At 64.8% G+C, this 17,936-nt stretch carries 18 protein-coding genes; 7 read left to right on the forward strand and 11 right to left on the reverse strand.

The window, feature by feature from the left end:
• Positions 1-350 precede the first annotated feature (350 nt).
• The 5 genes from E8F06_RS21430 to E8F06_RS21450 form a co-directional block, all read right to left on the reverse strand.
• The gene (locus tag E8F06_RS21430) at positions 351-1,394 is read right to left on the reverse strand and encodes an extracellular solute-binding protein (RefSeq protein WP_280370809.1); all 1,044 of its coding nucleotides are present in this window, start codon (positions 1,392-1,394) and stop codon (positions 351-353) included.
• Between the two features lie 29 nt (positions 1,395-1,423).
• A complete protein-coding gene (locus tag E8F06_RS21435) occupies positions 1,424-2,212 on the reverse strand; it encodes an ABC transporter permease (protein WP_190833262.1) in 789 nt (262 codons plus the stop codon).
• The gene (locus E8F06_RS21440) at positions 2,209-3,123 is read right to left on the reverse strand and encodes an ABC transporter permease (protein WP_280370812.1); all 915 of its coding nucleotides are present in this window, start codon (positions 3,121-3,123) and stop codon (positions 2,209-2,211) included. Before E8F06_RS21440 ends, E8F06_RS21435 begins: the two co-directional genes overlap by 4 nt.
• Positions 3,120-4,169 carry an ABC transporter ATP-binding protein gene (locus E8F06_RS21445; RefSeq protein WP_280370814.1) on the reverse strand — a complete coding sequence of 350 codons (1,050 nt, stop codon included), beginning with the start codon at positions 4,167-4,169 and terminating at the stop codon, positions 3,120-3,122. The genes E8F06_RS21440 and E8F06_RS21445 overlap by 4 nt, the downstream gene beginning before the upstream one ends.
• A 296-nt stretch (positions 4,170-4,465) precedes the next feature.
• Positions 4,466-5,482, reverse strand: coding sequence for an AraC family transcriptional regulator (locus E8F06_RS21450; RefSeq protein WP_280370816.1), 1,017 nt, complete (start codon positions 5,480-5,482; stop codon positions 4,466-4,468).
• A 118-nt stretch (positions 5,483-5,600) separates the two neighbouring features.
• Between E8F06_RS21450 and E8F06_RS21455 the strand changes: the two genes are divergently transcribed.
• Positions 5,601-6,524 carry an SdiA-regulated domain-containing protein gene (locus E8F06_RS21455; RefSeq protein ID WP_280370818.1) on the forward strand — a complete coding sequence of 308 codons (924 nt, stop codon included), beginning with the start codon at positions 5,601-5,603 and terminating at the stop codon, positions 6,522-6,524.
• Here the strand turns inward: E8F06_RS21455 and E8F06_RS21460 are convergent, their stop codons facing one another.
• On the reverse strand, positions 6,525-6,857 hold the full coding sequence (locus E8F06_RS21460; protein ID WP_280370820.1) for a YegP family protein: 333 nt from the start codon (positions 6,855-6,857) through the stop codon (positions 6,525-6,527).
• 84 nt (positions 6,858-6,941) lie between these two features.
• Positions 6,942-7,613: a ribose-5-phosphate isomerase RpiA gene (gene rpiA, locus E8F06_RS21465; protein WP_280370822.1), complete on the reverse strand. Its 672-nt coding sequence runs from the start codon at positions 7,611-7,613 to the stop codon at positions 6,942-6,944.
• A 133-nt stretch (positions 7,614-7,746) separates the two neighbouring features.
• Between rpiA and ilvA the strand changes: the two genes are divergently transcribed.
• The 3 genes from ilvA to E8F06_RS21480 all read left to right on the forward strand — a co-directional run bounded on the left by ilvA (position 7,747) and on the right by E8F06_RS21480 (position 10,281).
• Positions 7,747-9,261, forward strand: coding sequence for a threonine ammonia-lyase, biosynthetic (gene ilvA, locus E8F06_RS21470; RefSeq protein ID WP_280370823.1), 1,515 nt, complete (start codon positions 7,747-7,749; stop codon positions 9,259-9,261).
• Between the two features lie 74 nt (positions 9,262-9,335).
• A complete protein-coding gene (locus E8F06_RS21475) occupies positions 9,336-9,794 on the forward strand; it encodes a DUF2269 family protein (protein ID WP_280370825.1) in 459 nt (152 codons plus the stop codon).
• A gap of 19 nt (positions 9,795-9,813) precedes the next feature.
• Positions 9,814-10,281, forward strand: coding sequence for a DUF2269 domain-containing protein (locus E8F06_RS21480; protein ID WP_280370827.1), 468 nt, complete (start codon positions 9,814-9,816; stop codon positions 10,279-10,281).
• Positions 10,282-10,321: 40 nt separating this feature from the next.
• Here the strand turns inward: E8F06_RS21480 and E8F06_RS21485 are convergent, their stop codons facing one another.
• Complete coding sequence (locus E8F06_RS21485) at positions 10,322-10,975, reverse strand: HAD family hydrolase (RefSeq protein WP_280370829.1); 654 nt, start codon at positions 10,973-10,975, stop codon at positions 10,322-10,324.
• A gap of 145 nt (positions 10,976-11,120) precedes the next feature.
• On the opposite strand from E8F06_RS21485, the gene E8F06_RS21490 reads away from it, so the two are divergent.
• The 3 genes from E8F06_RS21490 to E8F06_RS21500 all read left to right on the forward strand — a co-directional run bounded on the left by E8F06_RS21490 (position 11,121) and on the right by E8F06_RS21500 (position 15,019).
• Entirely contained in the window at positions 11,121-11,600 is a 480-nt protein-coding gene (locus E8F06_RS21490) for an RNA pyrophosphohydrolase (RefSeq protein WP_190833280.1), read from the forward strand.
• Positions 11,601-11,622: 22 nt separating this feature from the next.
• Positions 11,623-13,902 carry a phosphoenolpyruvate--protein phosphotransferase gene (ptsP, locus tag E8F06_RS21495; RefSeq protein WP_280370832.1) on the forward strand — a complete coding sequence of 760 codons (2,280 nt, stop codon included), beginning with the start codon at positions 11,623-11,625 and terminating at the stop codon, positions 13,900-13,902.
• 82 nt (positions 13,903-13,984) lie between these two features.
• Positions 13,985-15,019, forward strand: a complete 1,035-nt coding sequence (locus E8F06_RS21500) for a sensor domain-containing diguanylate cyclase (RefSeq protein ID WP_280370834.1) — start codon at positions 13,985-13,987, stop codon at positions 15,017-15,019.
• Between the two features lie 70 nt (positions 15,020-15,089).
• On the opposite strand, the gene E8F06_RS21505 is transcribed toward E8F06_RS21500, so the two are convergent.
• From E8F06_RS21505 to pyrR, 3 genes are read right to left on the reverse strand one after another with little or no spacing between them, the layout of a single operon-like run.
• A complete protein-coding gene (locus tag E8F06_RS21505; protein WP_280370836.1) occupies positions 15,090-16,361 on the reverse strand; it encodes a dihydroorotase in 1,272 nt (423 codons plus the stop codon).
• Positions 16,361-17,368 (reverse strand): aspartate carbamoyltransferase catalytic subunit, encoded by a 1,008-nt coding sequence (locus E8F06_RS21510; RefSeq protein WP_280370838.1) that lies wholly within the window; start codon positions 17,366-17,368, stop codon positions 16,361-16,363. The genes E8F06_RS21505 and E8F06_RS21510 overlap by 1 nt, the downstream gene beginning before the upstream one ends.
• A gap of 36 nt (positions 17,369-17,404) precedes the next feature.
• Positions 17,405-17,917 carry a bifunctional pyr operon transcriptional regulator/uracil phosphoribosyltransferase PyrR gene (gene pyrR, locus E8F06_RS21515; RefSeq protein ID WP_271471490.1) on the reverse strand — a complete coding sequence of 171 codons (513 nt, stop codon included), beginning with the start codon at positions 17,915-17,917 and terminating at the stop codon, positions 17,405-17,407.
• Between the last annotated feature and the right edge of the window lie 19 nt (positions 17,918-17,936).

A 17,936-nucleotide genomic window follows, 5' to 3' on the forward strand; every position in this document is an offset into this window, starting at 1 on the left:
CACGGGACATCTTCATATCTCTCTAGCCATTGTTCTTGTTGGATCGGCACCCGTCTGTGGGGCGCCCGCTAGTTGCATGCGCTTCGATTCTGTCAGTGGAATACCGGGGGCAGAACCCCGCAAAGGGTCAAAAAGGGATCGAAGTGGCCAATGTGGTTGGCCGGGGTGATGGCTTTCGGATTCGCCATTGGTGGATGTGAAAAGCGACATCCACCCTTGTATCTACGCACTGATGTAGGTTGGTCTGAGCTACGCGAAGCCCAACACGCGGAATTACCGGCAAAACGTTGGGCCTCGCTGCGCTCGGACCAACCTACTAAAAAGCGTTCGTAGGATGGCGTTTTTCCGGCTTACTTCTTCAGCTTGGTCCACACCTTGCTGCGCAGGCTCAGGGCCTTGGGCGAGCAGAGCTTGAAGGTGCGCAGGCGGTCGAGCTTGTCCTGCGGGGTGTTGATGGCCGGGTCGTCGAACAGTTCCTTCTCCATGAACTTGTCCGAGCCCTCGATGGCGTTGTTGTACTTGGCGAAGTTGGAGGCGGCGGCGATGTTCTCCGGCAGCATCATCCAGTTGATGAAGGCGTGGGCCTCCTCGACGTTCACCGCGTCCTTGGGAATCACCAGGTTGTCGATGAAGACGTGGATGCCTTCTTTCGGATAGACGTACACCAGGCTGTCGCGCTGGGCATGGGCGCGGTGGAAGGCGCCGTTCCACTGCATGTGCATGGCCACTTCACCGGCGGCCATGCGCTCAATGGTGCCGTCGCTGTTGTACATGGCCAGCAGCGGTTTCTGTGCCAGCAGCAGGTCCTGGATCTTCTTCGCGTCCTTCGGGTCCTCGGTGCACTGGTCGATGGACAGGTAGTGAGAGGCGGCGATGTACAGGTCTTCGATCGAGTTCAGCGCCACGACCTTGCCCTTCAGCTCGGCCGGCGGCTCGAAGAAGGGCTTCCAGCTCTCATCCAGCTTGCCGCCGGGCACCTGCTTGCTGTCATAGCTGTAGCCCGTGGTGCCCCAGAGGTAGGGCACGCTGTAGTCGTGGCCCGGGTCGAAGCCGAGGGTCTGGAAGTTGGTCTTGAGGTTCTTCAGGTTGGTCAGCTTGCTCTTGTCGAATTTCTGCAGCAGGCCGTCCTGCACCATGATCTGGATGAAGCTGTCGGACGGGACCACCACGTCGTAGGCGCCGCCGCCGGCCTTCAGCTTGGCCAGCAGGGTTTCGTTGCTGTCGTAGGCGTCCAGGGTGGCCTTGATGCCCGTGTCCTTCTCGAACTTCTGCAGCAGCTCCGGCGGGTAGTAGTCCGACCAGTTGGCGAAGTGCAGGGTCGCTGCGGCCTGCGCGGAACCGGCGAGGCCGGAGGCGAGCAGTATGGCGAGCGCGAGCGGTGTACGACGGGTCATGGTCAAGCTCCTTGCTGGTCGGAAGCGGGTCAGCGCTTGCGCTGCCCGACGTAGTAGGACAATGCAACGAAAGCTATGGAAATCACGAGGATGATCGAGGAGATCGCATTGATCTTCGGCGAAATGCCCATCCGTATCGAACTGAAGATGTACACCGGCAGGGTGGTGGCTCCCGCCCCGGCGACGAAGTAGGTGATGACGAAGTCGTCCATGGAAATGATGAAGGCGAGCATCGCGCCGGAAAGGATGCCGGGCATCAGCAGCGGGAAGGTCACCTTCCAGAAGGCTTTCCAGGGCGAGGCGTAGAGGTCCGCGGCGGCTTCGGCCAGACGCGGGTCCATGCCTTCCAGGCGCGCGCGGATCGGCAGGTAGGCGAAGGGGATGCAGAACACCACGTGGGCGATGAGGATGGTGAAGAGCGAGAGCTTGAGCCCGATGAAGGCGAAGAACATCAGGGTGGCCACGGCCGTGACGATCTCCGGCACCAGCAGCGGCAGGCCGAGTACCCCGCTCATCAGCGTCTGCCCCCGGAAGGCGCGGCCGCGCATGCCCAGCGCGGCGAGGGTGGCCAGTGAGGTGGCGATCAGGGTGGCGAAGGTGGCGACGATCAGCGAGTTCTTCGCCGCCCGGACGATCTCCGGGTCGTTGGCCACCACCGAGTACCACTTCAGGCTGAAACTCTCCCAGATGGTCGCCGACTGTCCGCCGTTGAAGCTCAGCGCCACCAGTACCAGGATCGGCACATAGAGGAAGGCGAAGAACAGCCAGGCGGTCGGCCTTACCCCGGTGAAGCGCCAGAGCGGGTTCTGCATGTTCATGGATGGCCTCCCCCGGTGGCTTGCTTGAAGCGCAGGCTGTAGAGCAGCATCGCCAGCAGCACGAAACCGAGCAGGGCGAAGGACAGCGCCGCGCCCAGCGGCCAGTTGTGGGATGCGCCGAACTGCAGCTGGATCAGGTTGCCGATCATCAGCGACTTACCGCCCCCCAGCAGCTCGGGAATGATGTAGTTGCCCAGCGAGGGAATGAACACCAGGATCGCGCCGGCGACGATCCCCGGCATGGCCAGCGGCACGATGATCCGGCGCAGGGCCTGGAAACGGTTGGCGCCGAGGTCGAAGGCGGCTTCTACCAGTCGCCAGTCGAGCTTTTCGAGGCTGGTGTAGATGGGCAGCACCATGAACGGCAGGAAGGTGTAGAGCAGGCCGATCACCACCGCGACGTCGGTGTAGAGCAGGCCGAGCGCACCGTCGGACAAGCCGAACACGCCGAGGCCGCTGTCCACCAGGCCGCCGTTGCGCAGCAGCAGGATCCACGCGTAGACCCGCACCAGCAGGTTGGTCCAGAAGGGGACGGTGACCAGGAACAGCAGCAGGTTGCGCTTGCGCTCGCTCTGCAGCGCCAGGTAGAGCGCAGTGGGGAAACCGATCAGCAGGCAGCCGACGGTGGTCAGCACCGAGAGCCAGAAGGAGCGCTGGAAGATCTGCAGGTAGTCGGTGTTGAACACCAGGCTGTCGTCCAGATCGCGCTCGTAGAGGAAGTTGATGTAGGCCTCCAGCGAATACTGGTCCCACTTCACGCCGCCGTAGTCGCCGGGTGCCAGGATCGACACCAGGAACATGATCCCCAGCGGCAGGACCAGGAACACCAGCAGGGCGATCATTGCCGGGCTGGTCAGTGCCAGGCGCCGGCGCAACTGGCGGCGTTCCGCCTGGGCGCGCAGGGTGCTCATTCGACCAGCACCCGGATGGCTTCGCTGGGTACCTGCACTCGCACTTTCTCGCCGGTCGCGTAGGCGTTCAGTGCGCCGTTGCGGTTCTGCTGGCGTACGCGGAAGCCGCTCTGTCCGGCGATGTTGAGGTGGTACACGGTGTCGGTGCCGACGTAGACCACGTTCTCGATCTCGCCGGCCAGGTTGCCCTGTTCGTCGAGGCAGGTGCGCTCCGGGCGGATCGCCAGGGTGACGGCGCCACGGCGGGGGCTGTAGGCGCTGAGCAGTTGGCCATCGGGCAGCAGGACACCACGTTCCAGCGCTTCGCCTTCGAGGAAGTTGGTTTCACCGATGAAGTCCGCCACCGTGCGGTTCAGCGGTGCTTCGTAGATTTCCGTCGGGGTGCCGACCTGGAGAATGCGGCCCTTGCTCATCACCGCGATGCGGTCGGACATGGTCAGGGCTTCTTCCTGGTCGTGGGTGACGAAGATGAAGGTGATGCCGGTCTCGTGCTGCAGGCGCTTGAGCTCGATCTGCATGTCCTTGCGCAGCTTCTGGTCCAGCGCCGAGAGCGATTCGTCCAGCAGCAGCACCTTGGGCTTGTTGGCCAGGGCGCGGGCCAGGGCGATGCGCTGCTGCTGGCCGCCGGAAAGCTGGTCGGCGCGGCGTTTGCCCACGTCTGGAAGCTTCACCAGGTCCAGCATGCGCTGCACCGTCTGCTCGATATCGCTGCGGGAGAGCCCGCGCATTTCCAGGCCGAAGGCGATGTTCTGCGCCACCGTCATGTGGGGGAACAGGGCGTAGCTCTGGAAAACGGTATTGACCGGTCGGCGGAAGGGCGGGAGGCCCTGCATCGGCTCGCCGTAGAGGCGGATGGCGCCGGAGCTGGGTTGCTCGAAACCGGCGATGAGCCGCAAGAGAGTGGTCTTGCCGCAGCCGGACGGGCCGAGGAGGGTGAAGAACTCGTTGGCGCGGATTTCCAGGGAAACATCGTCGAGGGCCTTCACGCCCTGCCCCGGATCACCGAACTCCATGCACACACGTTCGACGCTGATCGCGCTAGTCATGCTGATCACAAGCTCTAAGGATTTGTTCTTATTGGGCTTTTCTTTTTCTGCTGGTGAAGCGGCCCTTGTTTGTCGCGATTCTGTCAGCAGCCTAGTAGGTGCTGAACGATAGATCAGGTCAAAAGGGGATATTTTCGGCCAAGTTGTGAGTGGCGATTCAGGTTGCGAAGAGGCGAGAAGGAGCCTGTGGGGGCGAATTCATTCGCTAAGGGCGGCGGCGCTGCCCCAGAGGTCGCAGGGCAGACCTGCGGTCTGCTTGGCGAATGAATTCGCCCCCACAATGGCCCCTGGCAGGCCTAGCGCCGATACAGGCTCGGGGATTGTCCGCTCCAGCGCTGGAAGGCATGGCGGAAGCTGGCGGTTTCGCTGTAGCCGAGCTGTTCGGCGATCAGGTAGATGGGCAGGTCGGTCTGCACCAGTAACTGCCGCGCCTTGTCGTAGCGCACCTCGTCCAGCAGGCGCTGGAAGCTGGTGTTCAACTGCTGGAGGTGGCGGCGCAGGGTGCGCTCGGAACGGTGCAGCTGGCGCGCCACGCTGTCCAGGTCGCAGGCGTCGCGCAGGTTGCCGGCCAGGTGGTGGCGAATCTGGTCGAGCACGTCATGGCGGCTGTCGAGCTGGGCGTCGAGCTTCAGGCATTGTTGCAGCCCGTAATGGCAAGTGACCGGGTCGGCCAGCGGCAGCGTCCGGTCGAGCAGCGCAGCGTCGAAGCACAGCGCATTGCGTGAGGCGCCGAACTCCACAGGGCAGCCGAGCATCTGTTCGTAGGTGGCGGCATGCAGCGGCGGCCGATACGACAGGCAAACCCGCTGCGGGCGGATGCTGGTGCCGAGCAGGTCCTGCAGCACGGTGAGCAGCGAGGTCAGGCACAGCTCGCTGTTGAACACCGTCAGCTCCGGTGCGTAGCGATAGCCCACTGCGACGAGGTGCGCCTCCTCGCCGTCGTCTTCCAGGCTCAGCTTGAAATATGTGCCCAGCAGTGCCGGACGGTCGAGTGCGATGGTCAGGGCATCGCGCAGGGTGCGGCTGGCGAGCATGGTGTAGCCGAGCATGCCGTAGGCGGACACGTGCATGCGCAGGCCGAGGGACAAGCCCAGCGCCGGATCGCGGGTGTTGGCCAGGGCATTGGCGAAGACGCGCAACTCCTGGGCGTGGGTGATCAGTTTGTCGGGGGTGTCGAGGTCGTTGCAGGACACGCCGCTGCCTTCCAGGAGCAGCTTGCGGTCGATGCCGCTGCTGGCCAGGGTCGCCACGGCCAGGGCGATGGTATGCAGGGTGGTGAGTGCGCGTTCTTCCGGTAGCAGCGAGGTGGCCATTTCCGTCCCCTTTTGTAACGCCCGCCATGCCTTCGTTCGGGCTTTAAGCTTCAATTCAGGTAGAAATCCGGTGCGCTCTGTATCCTTCGCCGCGTCCTGAATCCCGGAGTCCTGATCGATGCGTTCACTCCTGACCCCGTGGCGACTGGTTGCCGCCTTTCTGGTCCTGCTGCTGGTGGTGCTCGGTGTCGTCGCCCAGCAGTTCCGACTCTTCGAGCGGGGCTTGTTCGTCCTGCAAGAATGGCGCCACGCCTCGGAGTGGCGGGAGCGCTCGATCTGGCTGCCGGACTATCGGGTGGCCATCGAGGCCAAGCCCATCGAAGGCCTGACCGACGATGTGTCCGCGCTGACCTACGATCCCGATCGCCACAGCCTGTTCACCGTGACCAACCAGCACCCGGAAATCATCGAGCTTTCCCTGGATGGCCACTTGATCCGTCGCATCCCGCTGGTGGGGTTCGGCGATCCGGAAGCCATCGAGTACATCAGCAAGGGCGTCTACGTGATCACCGACGAGCGCCAGCAACGCCTCATCAAGGTACGTGTGGACGAGAACACCACCTCCATCGATGCCGGCGACTCCCAGCAGCTTTCCCTCGGCATCGGCCTGTCCGGCAACAAAGGCTTCGAAGGGCTGGCCTACGACACGGTCGGACAGCGCCTGTTCGTGGCCAAGGAGCGCGATCCGGTGCGGATCTACGAGATCCACGGATTCCCCCACACCAACCCGGACAAGCCCTTCGCCGTGCATGTGGTGGACGACCCCAAGCGTGACGCCCGGCTCTTTGTCCGAGATCTTTCCAGCCTGCAATACGACGACCGCAGCGGCCACTTGCTGGCGCTGTCGGACGAGTCGCGGCTGGTGCTGGAGCTGAACGCTGATGGGCGCCCGATCAGCACGCTGTCATTGCTGCGCGGGATGCACGGCCTGCAGCGTGGGGTGCCGCAGGCCGAGGGGGTGGCCATGGACAACGATGGCAACCTCTACCTGGTCAGTGAGCCGAACCTGTTCTACGCGTTCCGCAAGCAGGCCGGCGACTGATCAGCTTTCGTCGTTGAGGGTGGCGCCGGGGGCGTTGTTCTTCACCGAGTCGATGCCCGCGCTGGCGCTGGCGGCGCTGGCATACATCTGGCTCTGGCCGATGACCTGGCCGTTGGTGGCCTTGAGCACGAAATAGAACTTGCCGTTGCTGGCGGTCTTGCTTTCGAAGGCGCCGTCGCGAGCGGCGTTCTTGCGCACCGAATCGATGCCGTTCAAGGCGGAATCCTTGGCCTTGTACAGCTCGCTGGTGAGGATGGTCTCGCCGTTGCCGGCGTTCAGGTTGAAGTGGAACTGGCCATCGTTGGCCTTCTTCAGGTGGAATTTCCCGGCCATGGGGCACCTCCTAGTTCGTGGCAGTGGACGGCGTCGAACGGCGCCGTAGCCATCAAATCTAGACGGTTTGGCCGGGAAGTCGCGTCAGAGCTTGATGCTCTTCACGCCGTCCTTGGTGCCGAGCAGCAGCAGGTCGGCCGGACGCTGGGCGAACAGCCCGTTGGTGACCACGCCGACGATGTTGTTGATCTGCTCTTCCAGCTTCGCCGGGCTGTCGATCTGCAGGTTGTACACGTCGAGGATGATGTTGCCGTTGTCGGTCAGCACGCCTTCGCGGTAGACCGGGTCGCCGCCCAGCTTCACCAGTTGACGGGCCACGTGGCTGCGGGCCATGGGGATGACTTCCACCGGCAGCGGGAAGGCGCCGAGGATGGGCACCAGCTTGCTCTCGTCGGCGATGCAGATGAAGGTCTTGGCCACCGCAGCGACGATTTTCTCGCGGGTCAGGGCCGCACCGCCGCCCTTGATCAGCTCGAGGCGCTCGTTGCTCTCGTCGGCGCCGTCCACATAGAACTCGAGGTCGCTGACGCTGTTCAGGTCGTACACCGGGATGCCGTGGCCCTTCAGGCGCTGGGCGGTGGCCTCGGAGCTGGCCACGGCGCCGTCGAACGCCATCTTGTGCTGGGCCAGCAGGTCGATGAAGAAGTTGGCGGTGGAGCCGGTGCCGACGCCGATGATGCTCTTGTCATCGAGCTTGGGGAGGATGAAGTCGATGGCGGCCTGGGCGACGGCCTGCTTGAGCTGGTCCTGGGTCATGCTGGGGTGGTCCGATTGGAGGAGTGTCGAGGGCGCGGATTATAGCCGCTAAACCCCGCAAACCATGTGGTCGCCCGACGAATCCCTGCGGTAGACTCGGTCCTCCCGTGAAATGCCCGCCAGTGAAGCCGCGATGCTCGAAGAATACGTGAAGAAGACCCTGACCTCGCGCGTCTACGACGTCGCCGTGGAAACCCCGCTGCAGCCAGCCCGCCAGCTCACCGAGCGCCTGGGCAACCAGATCCTCCTCAAGCGCGAGGACCTGCAGCCGGTCTATTCCTTCAAGATCCGCGGCGCTTACAACAAGATCGCCCAGCTTTCGCGTGAAGAGCTGGCGCGTGGCGTGGTCACCGCCTCGGCCGGCAATCATGCCCAGGGCGTGGCCCTGGCGGCCCGCGAACTGGGCGTGAAGGCGACCATCGTCATGCCGCGCACCACCCCGGAGCTGAAGGTGCAGGGCGTGCGTGCCCGCGGCGGCAAGGTGGTGCTGCACGGCGATGCCTTCCCCGAAGCCCTGGCCCACTCGCTGAAGCTGGTGGAAGAAAAGGGCTTCGTCTACATCCACCCCTACGATGACCCGGAAGTGATTGCCGGCCAGGGCACCGTGGCGATGGAAATCCTCCGCCAGCATCCGGGACGCCTCGATGCCATCTTCGTCCCGGTGGGTGGTGGCGGCCTGGTGGCGGGCATTGCCGCCTTCGTCAAATACCTGCGCCCGGAAGTGAAGGTGATCGGCGTCGAGCCGGACGACTCCAACTGCCTGCAGGCCGCCATGGCCGCTGGCGAGCGTGTCGTGCTGGGGCAGGTCGGACTGTTCGCAGACGGCGTCGCTGTGGCGCAGATCGGCCAGCACACCTTCGATATCTGCAAGCAGCATGTGGATGAGGTGATCACCGTCAGTACCGACGAAATCTGCGCGGCGATCAAGGACATCTACGACGACACCCGCTCCATCACCGAGCCCGCCGGCGCCCTCGCCGTGGCCGGGATCAAGAAGTACGTCGAGCGTGAAGGCGTGCGCGACCAGACCCTGGTGGCCATCGACTCCGGCGCCAACATCAACTTCGACCGCCTGCGCCACGTGGCCGAGCGTGCCGAACTGGGCGAGAAACGCGAAGCCATCATCGCCGTGACCATTCCCGAGCGTCCCGGCAGCTTCAAGGCCTTCTGCGAAGCCATCGGCAAGCGCCAGATCACCGAGTTCAACTACCGCTACAACACCGACGCCGAAGCGCACATCTTCGTCGGCGTGCAGACCCACCCGGAAACCGACCCGCGCGCGGCCCTGGTGGAGAACCTGCGTAGCCAGGGCTTCCCGGTGCTGGACCTGACCGACAACGAACTGGCCAAGCTGCACATCCGTCACATGGTCGGCGGCCATGCCGTGCGCATCAGCGACGAGCTGGTGTTCCGCTTCGAATTCCCCGAGCGTCCCGGCGCGTTGTTCAACTTCCTCAACAAGCTGGGCGGGCGCTGGAACATCACCATGTTCCATTACCGCAACCACGGCGCCGCCGATGGCCGCGTGGTCGCCGGCCTGCAGGTGCCGGCCGAGGAACGTGCCCTGGTGCACGCCGCCCTGGACGAGATCGGCTATCCATACTGGGATGAGAGCGAAAACCCCGCCTACAGGCTCTTCCTGGGCTGAGGGCGCGCAATCGCGCCGGACCGGGCGGCTGCTAGGCTTTCTCGCAGCCGCTTTCGCTGACAAGGACCTGTTCCATGGAAAACTACCTGCTGTTCCGCATCCTCCACGGCCTGGCCACCCTGCTGTTCTTCGGCGGGCTGGTGGGACTGGCCTGGTACGGCTGGCGCAACTTCCGCTCCGGCGACGCTGCCCTGATCGGCCCGAGCCTGCGGCGTATCCTGCTGATCGGCGTGCCGCTGCTGATCCTCGTGGCCGTCTCGCTGCCGGTCAGCGGCTGGTGGATGGTCAACCTCGCCGGCTTGCCGCTCAGCCAGACCTGGCTGCTGGGGGGCGCCATCCTCTACCTGTTCGGCTGCATCGCCTGGCTGTTGCTGTTCGGTCGCGTTGCGCGCCTGCGGGAGCAGGCTCTGGTCGAGGGCGGACCGGCTTCGGCGCCGGTGCAGCGCAGCCTCAAGTTCGGCGCTGCCTACGGCCTGTTGGGCCTGCTGCTGTTCCTTTCGGTGCTGGCGCTGATGCTGGCCAAGCCGCTCTGACGCGACGCCAGCGCCCGGCATGACCCTCTATTTCCTGCTCAAGACCGTCCACGGGCTGCTCGCTGTGGTGCTGCTCGGCGCGGTGCTGGTTGGGCTGTTCTTCGCTTATCGGGCGTGGAAAGGCGGCGACCTCCAGCAAATCGCGCTCACCTTTTCCTCGCTGGTGAGGCTGGATCTTTGGTTCATCGCCAGCTCTGCCACGCTGTTGCCGCTGACCGGCCTGGCCCTGGCCAAGGTGGGCGGCTGGCCCGTGGGGCAGCTCTGGTTGCTGTGGAGCACCGGGCTTTATCTGCTGGCGGCGCTCTGCTGGCTGCCGCTGTTCTGGCTGCAGGTGCGCATTCGCAACCGCGCGCGCAAGGCCTTGCGGGATGGCCAGCCGCTCGGGCCGCAGATTGCCGCCCATCTGGCATTGCGCGTTCGCCTGGCGGTGTTCGTGCTGGGCGTGCTGGTGGCGGTTTACGCCCTGATGGTGATCAAGCCGCTCTGACCCGGTTGCAGGGTGCGCATGACGCACCCTGCCATCTGCACTAACGCAGGGAGATCACCGGCCAGCCGCGCTGTTCTGCCTCGACACGCAGTTTCGGGTCCGGGTCCACCGCCACCGGGCGGGTCACCTGTTCCAGCAGAGGGAGGTCGTTCAGCGAGTCGCTATAGAAGGTGCTGTCGCCGAGGTCGAAACCGGTTTCGTCGAGCCAGCGCGCCAGTCGCGTCACCTTGCCCTCGCGGAAGCAGGGGATGTCGGTGGTGCGGCCGGTGTAGCGGCCATCGGCCATTTCGCATTCGGTGGCCAGCAGGGTTTCGACGCCCAGGCGTTTGGCGATGGGCGCCGTGACGAAGCGGTTGGTGGCGGTGATGATCAGCAGCTTGTCGCCGGCGGCGCGGTGTTCTGTCAGCAGGGCCTCGGCTTTGGGCAGGATGATGGGTTCGATGCAGTCGCGCATGAACTCACGGTGCCACTGATCCAGTTGCACCATCTCGGTGCGGCCGAGTATTTCCAGGCTGAAGTTGAGGTAGTCCTGGATGTTCAGGCGGCCGGCCAGGTAGTCGTGGTAGAACTCATCGTTACGTGCCTTGTAGGCAATTCCGTCGAGAATCCCGCGTTCGCACAGGTAGTCGCCCCAGGCGTGGTCGCTGTCGCCGGCCAGCAGGGTGTTGTCGAGGTCGAAAAGAGCCAAACGCACGTCGTTTTTCCTTGCATCGAGGCTTCGAAGGGCGGCCAGAATAGCCGCTTTGGGTGGACCTGCCCATCGCGCGAAATGCTCGCATTGCTGCGTTTGCGGCCTTTATGGAACAATGCCGGAACATGCGTTTGCGAGGTTGAGTGCCGTGATCGATTCCGATGGTTTTCGCCCGAATGTCGGCATCATTCTCGCTAATGATGTCGGGCAGGTGCTTTGGGCCCGGCGTATCAATCAGGATGCCTGGCAGTTCCCGCAAGGCGGGATCAATCCACGGGAGACGCCCGAAGAGGCCCTTTACCGGGAGTTGAACGAAGAAGTTGGCCTGGAAGAGCAGGATGTGAAGATTCTTGCCTGCACCCGCGGCTGGTTGCGCTATCGTCTGCCCCAGCGGCTGGTGCGAACCAACAGCCAACCGTTGTGCATTGGCCAGAAACAGAAGTGGTTCCTGCTGCGCTTGCAGTCGGACGAGAACAAGGTACGGATGGACCTGACCGGCAAGCCCGAGTTCGATGGCTGGCGCTGGGTCAGTTACTGGTACCCGTTGGGTCAGGTGGTGACCTTCAAGCGAGAAGTCTACCGTCGTGCCCTCAAGGAACTAGCACCGCGCCTGCTGGCGCAAGACTGACCCGGAGAAAGGCTGCCTAGCCATGCTCAACACGCTGCGCAAGATCGTCCAGGAAGTGAACGCCGCCAAGGATCTGAAGGCGGCGTTGGCGATCATCGTGCAGCGGGTAAAGGAGGCCATGGGCAGCCAGGTCTGCTCGGTCTACCTGCTGGACCCGGAGTCCAACCGCTTCGTGCTCATGGCCACCGAGGGCCTGAACAAGCGCTCCATCGGCAAGGTCAGCATGGCGCCCAACGAAGGCCTGGTGGGCCTGGTGGGTACCCGCGAGGAACCGCTGAACCTCGAGCACGCCGCCGATCACCCCCGTTACCGCTACTTCGCCGAGACCGGTGAAGAGCGATTCGCCTCCTTCCTCGGCGCCCCGATCATCCACCACCGTCGAGTGATGGGCGTACTGGTGGTGCAGCAAAAGGAGCGCCGCCAGTTCGACGAGGGCGAGGAAGCCTTCCTCGTCACCATGAGCGCGCAGCTCGCGGGCGTAATCGCCCATGCCGAGGCGACCGGCTCCATTCGCGGCCTGGGTCGCCAGGGCAAGGGAATCCAGGAAACCAAGTTCGTCGGTGTGCCGGGCGCACCCGGTGCCGCCGTGGGCAAGGCGGTTGTGGTGTTGCCGCCCGCCGATCTCGACGTCGTGCCCGATCGCGCGGTCGATGACATCGAAGCCGAGGTCGAGCGCTTCAAACAAGCCCTGGAAGCGGTGCGCGAAGACATGCGCCGCCTCTCCAGCAAGCTGGAAACCCAGCTGCGCCCCGAAGAACGTGCGCTCTTCGACGTCTACCTGATGATGCTCGACGACGCCTCCATCGGCATGGAAGTCAAGCGCGTGATCCGCACCGGCCAGTGGGCCCAGGGCGCCCTGCGCCAGGTGGTGATGGAGCACGTGACCCGTTTCGAACTGATGGACGACGCCTACCTGCGTGAGCGCGCCTCGGACGTCAAGGACCTCGGCCGCCGCCTGCTCGCCTACCTGCAGGAAGAGCGCAAGCAGAACCTGGTCTACCAGGAGAACACCATCCTCGTCAGCGAGGAGCTGTCCCCGGCGATGCTCGGCGAAGTGCCGGAAGGCAAGCTGGTGGGCCTGGTGTCGGTCCTGGGTTCGGGCAACTCCCACGTCGCCATTCTCGCCCGCGCCATGGGCATTCCCACTGTGATGGGCGTGGTCGACCTGCCGTATTCCAAGGTCGACGGCATCGAGCTGATCGTCGACGGCTACCACGGCGAAGTCTTCACCAACCCCTCGCCCGAGCTGCGCAAGCAGTACAGCGAAGTGGTGGAAGAGGAACGCCAGCTGGTCAAGGGCCTGGATGCGCTGCGCAGCCTGCCCTGCGAAACCCTGGACGGTCATCGCATGCCGCTCTGGGTGAACACCGGCCTGCTCGCCGACGTGACCCGCGCCCAGGAGCGCGGCGCCGAGGGCGTCGGCCTGTACCGTACTGAAGTGCCGTTCATGATCAACGAGCGCTTCCCCAGCGAAAAGGAGCAGCTCGCCATCTACCGCGAGCAGCTCGCCGCTTTCCATCCGCTGCCGGTGACCATGCGTACCCTGGATATCGGCGGCGATAAGGCGCTTTCCTACTTCCCGATCAAGGAAAGCAACCCCTTCCTCGGCTGGCGCGGCATCCGCGTCACCCTCGATCACCCGGAAATCTTCCTGGTCCAGGTGCGCGCGATGCTCAAGGCCAGTGAAGGCCTGGACAACCTGCGCATCCTGCTGCCGATGATTTCCGGAACCCACGAGCTGGAAGAGGCGCTGCACCTGATTCACCGTGCCTGGGGCGAGGTGCGTGACGAAGGCGTGGACATCCCCATGCCGCCGGTGGGGGTGATGATCGAGATCCCGGCTGCCGTCTACCAGACCAAGGAGCTGTCGCGCCAGGTGGACTTCCTCTCGGTGGGCTCCAACGACCTGACCCAGTACCTGCTGGCGGTGGACCGCAACAACCCGCGTGTGGCGGACCTCTATGACTACCTGCACCCTGCAGTGCTGCAGGCGTTGAAGAAGGTGGTGGACGACGCTCATGCCGAGGGTAAGCCGGTCAGCATCTGTGGCGAGATGGCGGGTGATCCTGCCGCTGCAGTGTTGCTGCTGGCCATGGGCTTCGACAGCCTGTCGATGAACGCCACCAACCTGCCGAAGGTGAAGTGGCTGCTGCGCCAGGTCACCATGACCAAAGCCAAGGAGTTGCTGGAGCAACTGCTGGCCATCGACAACCCGCAGGTCATCCACAGCTCGCTGCATCTCGCCTTGCGCAACCTGGGGCTCGGCCGGGTCATCAATCCGGCGGCGACCATCCAGGCCTGAGGCTGGGGGCAAGTGTTCGTGGCGCCCGGGCAATTGCCCGGGCGTGGAAGTCCCAGCCGGGTCGTCGACCCGTAGGAAGCTTATGGACAAGCTCGCGCCCCTCGACCACTGCTATGGCACCACCCGCGAAGAGATCGAGCGCACCCTGCGCTATGCCCTGGATATCGTCAGTGACGGCATCTGGGACTGGAATATCCGCACCAATCACGTCAAGCGCAGCCCCGGCTGGTACTCCATGCTCGGCTATCCGCCGGACAGCCTGCCGGAGGACGTGGACACCTGGCGATCGGTGATCCACCCCGGTGATCTCGAGCGGGTGATGCGCAATTTCCAGGCTTATCTGGACGGTGAAAGCCTGATCTACGCCGAGGATTACCGCTGCCGTTGCCGGGATGGCAGTTATCTCTGGATCAGCGATCACGGTCGTTTCGTCGAGTTCGACGAGGCCGGCAAGCCAACACGCATGATCGGCGCTCACCGCAACGTCCACCGGCGCAAGATGGCTGCACTGGCATTGCAGCGCAAGAACGATGAACTCCTGGCTCTCAATCGCAAGCTTGAGGCGCTGGTGGAGGCGCGTACCGAGGCGTTGCGCCAGGCTAACGAGGCGCTGGCCCTTCAGGTGGAAGCCGCCATGCGCCTCAGCGAGACCGATCCGTTGACGCAGATATCCAACCGCCGGCACTTCGAGCGCAGCCTCCACGGCGAGTGGCAGCGTTTCCAACGTCACGGGCATGTCACTGCGCTGCTGATGTTCGATCTGGATCACTTCAAGCGCATCAACGACAGCCACGGCCACCAGATCGGTGACCGCGCGCTCGTGGCTGTCAGCCGTACCGTGCGTCAGGCGTTGCGGGATGAGGACTGCTTCGCCCGCTGGGGTGGTGAAGAGTTCATCGCCCTGCTTCCCGAAACCGACCAGAGCGCGGCGCTGCTCCTCGCGGAGCGCTTGCGTTTGCTGGTCAGCCAGGCCGATGCGAGCCTGCCGTTGGGGCTGACCGCCAGCTTCTCGGTGGCGGCGATGCAGGCCGGCGAGGGGATCGAATCCTTGCTTAAACGCCTGGATGATGGGCTCTACCGCGCCAAGCAGCGGCGCAATTGCATCGTGGGCTGTTAAGCCGCTGGGTGGCTCCATCTGGCTGAAACGAAAAAGCCCGCCGATTGGCGGGCTTTTTCATGGGTGGGAATCAGGCTTCGAAGATGATCCGGCCGTCCACCAAGGTGTAGCGCACCTTGCCCGGCAGGCAGTGACCGATGAAGGGGCAGTTGTCGCCCTTGGACTTCCAGGTTTCCCCGGCCAGGGTGGTGGCTTGCGGGTCGAACAGCACCACGTCTGCAGGAGCGCCAACCGCGAGGCGGCCGGCAGGCAGGCGCAGGGCGCGAGCCGGGCCTACGGTGAGGCGGGCGAGCAGGGTGGGGAGGTCGAGCAGGCCGTCCTGCACCAGCGTCATGGCCAGCGGCAGCAGCAGCTCCACGCCGCTCATACCCGGTTCGGTGGCACCGAAGGGGGCGAGCTTGGCATCCGGCTCGTGCGGCTGGTGGTGGCTGGAAATGGCGTTGATCACGCCACTCTTCACCGCCTCACGCAGCGCGTCGCGGTCGGCGCGGGTGCGCAGCGGCGGTTGCACGTGGTAGAGGCTGGAGAAGTCGATCAGCGCCTCGTCGGTGAGGATCAGCTGGTACATGGCCACGTCAGCGGTTACCGGCAGGCCGCGGGCCTGTGCCTGGGCGATCATTTCGGCGCCGCGGGCGCTGGTGATCTGACTGAAGTGGGCACGCACGCCGCTCTGTTCGACCAGCAGCAGGTCACGGGCCAGTGCCACGGTTTCGGCAGTTTCCGGGATACCGGCCAGGCCGAGGAAGCTGGCGGTCGGACCTTCATGGGCCAGGCCGCCTTCGGCCAGGGAAGCGTCCTGGGAATGGAAGACCACGGTCAGGTCGAAGGTGGCCGCGTATTCCAGGGCGCGGCGCTGCACGCGGTTGCTGGCGAAGCTCGCCAGGCCGTTGCCGAAGGCCACGCAGCCCACGTCGCGCAGGGCCACCAGTTCGGACAGCTGCTCACCGGCCAGGCCCTTGGTCAGGGCGCCGATGGGGAAGACCTTGGCGTGGCCGGCTTCCTGGGCGCGGTCGAGGATCATCTCGGCCACGGCCGGGGTGTCCAGTACCGGACGGGTCAGGGGCGGGCAGCAGAGGCTGGTGATGCCGCCGCTGACGGCCGCCAGGGTTTCGCTGGCGATATTGCCCTTGCGGCTGTAGCCGGGCTCGCGCAGGGCGACGGACAGGTCCACCAGGCCAGGGGCGGCCACCAGGCCCTTGGCGTCGAGGGTCTTGTCCGCTTCGAAGCCGGCCGGGGCCTTGCCGATGGCGGCGACCTTGCCGCTGTCGAGGAAGAGGTCGGCGATCTGGTCGTGGCCGCTGGCCGGGTCGATCAGGCGGGCGCCGAGGATATGGGTACGCATCAGTTCAGCTCCTCGGCTTCCTGGTTCAGTTGACGCTGCGCGGTCTGGCCGCTCATGGCCATGGAGAGCACTGCCATGCGCACGGCGATGCCGTAGGTGACCTGGTTGAGGATCACCGAGTGGCTGCCGTCGGCCACGGCGGATTCGATTTCCACACCACGGTTGATCGGGCCCGGGTGCATGACGATGGCATCCGGCTTGGCCAGTGTCATGCGCTGGGTGCTCAGGCCGTAGAGCTTGTAGAACTCGCCCTCGCTGGGCAGCAGGCCGCCCTGCATGCGTTCACGCTGCAGGCGCAGCATGATCACCACGTCGACGTCCTTCAGGCCCTCGGCGAGGTCGGTGTAGACCTTCACGCCGTACTGCTCGACGCCTACCGGGATCAGGGTCTTCGGCCCGATCACGCGGATGTCCCGGCAGCCCAGGGTGCGCAGGGCGAGCATGTCCGAGCGGGCCACGCGCGAGTGCAGGATGTCGCCGACGATGGCGACCGAGAGGTTCTCGAAGCTGCCCTTGTGGCGGCGGATGGTGAGCATGTCGAGCATGCCCTGGGTCGGGTGCGCATGGCGGCCGTCACCGCCATTGATGATGGCGACGTCCGGGCACACGTGCTCGGCGATGAAGTGGGCGGCGCCGGAGTCGGCGTGGCGCACCACGAACATGTCCGCGGCCATCGCCTCCAGGTTGCGCAGGGTGTCGAACAGCGTCTCGCCCTTGCTGGTAGAGGAAGTGGACACGTTGAGCGTGATGACGTCAGCGGACAGGCGTTGGGCTGCCAGCTCGAAGGTGGTGCGGGTGCGGGTGGAGTTCTCGAAGAACACGTTGCACACCGTCTTGCCGCGCAGGAGCGGTACTTTCTTCACCGCGCGGGCGCCGACTTCGAGGAAGGAGTCGGCGGTGTCGAGGAGTTCCGTCAGCAGCTCGCGGGGCAGACCGTCGAGCGAGAGGAAGTGGCGCAGCTGGCCCTGGTCGTTGAGCTGCAGCGGGCGCTTGGCGTCTGTCGGCATGGGGCAGGCCCTGAAAGGTTACGAGAAATCGGTAGGTCAGGCGGGTGAAGCGAGATCCTGGCGCTCGAGGGTGAGCGGCGCGGGGCCGAGCAATTTTACCCGTTCAGTGGCGCCCAGGGACAGGGTTGCACCGACCACATCCGGGCGGACCGGCAGCTCGCGGGCGTTGAGGTCGAGCAGGCAGACCAGCGTCACGCTGGCCGGGCGGCCATAGTCGAAGAGCTCATTGAGGGCGGCGCGCACAGTGCGCCCGCTCATCAGTACGTCGTCGATCAGCACCAGGTGCTGGCCTTCGATCTCGAAGGGCAGAGCGGACGGGCGCACTTGCGGGTGCAGGCCGCTCTGGGTGAAGTCGTCGCGGTAGAAGGATACGTCCAGGGTGCCCATAGGCCCCTTTTCGCCCAGCTGTTCCAGCAGGGCCTGGGCAACCCAGACGCCGCCGGTGCGGATGCCGATGTAGCGCGGTTCGTCGATGTTGCGGGCCTTCAGGTGGGCTTGCAGGTCGCTGGCCATCCTCGGCAGCAGTTCGGCGGGATTGGGCAGGGTCATCGGCGGTCCTCGCGTTCTG

Origin of the sequence: Pseudomonas sp. BN411 (genome assembly GCF_029871235.1) — a bacterium.
Taxonomy (GTDB): Bacteria; Pseudomonadota; Gammaproteobacteria; order Pseudomonadales; family Pseudomonadaceae; genus Metapseudomonas.